The 371-nt window shown below is 72.0% G+C and carries 1 protein-coding gene; it reads left to right on the forward strand.

Translation table 11 applies throughout. The features are described from left to right. Positions 1-211: hypothetical protein (locus H926_RS33790; protein WP_043610780.1), on the forward strand; the 211-nt coding region annotated here is incomplete at its 5' end. Positions 212-371: the final 160 nt, after the last annotated feature.

Consider the following 371-nt stretch of genomic DNA (forward strand, 5'->3'; position numbering starts at 1 on the left):
GGGCGCGCCGCTCAACGCCGCGCTGACCATCGCCACGCTGATTGACGCCAATGGCGACGCGCGGCTCGATCCGCTGCTCGAACCGCTGCAACGCACGGCCGCCGCCATCAGCCAGGCCGCCGGCCTGGGGCTGGACAGTGGGCCGCTGGGTAGCGCGGTGGACACCCCTGCCCCGGCCAAGCCGGCAAGAACCCGCAAGACCACAAAATAGGAGAGATCATGATTGCCAGGCCCATCGCCGCGCTCGCCCTGCTTGGGGCACCCCTACTGATGGCGGCCAGTCCGCCTGCGGCTGGCGACGGGAATGGCAACTGGGCGGCCGGCTGGTTCAGCGCGCCGTTCGCGCCGATTGCCGGCCAGCCGGGCGGCAC

Source organism: Novosphingobium sp. B-7 (genome assembly GCF_000410615.1).
GTDB lineage: Bacteria > Pseudomonadota > Alphaproteobacteria > Sphingomonadales > Sphingomonadaceae > Novosphingobium > Novosphingobium capsulatum.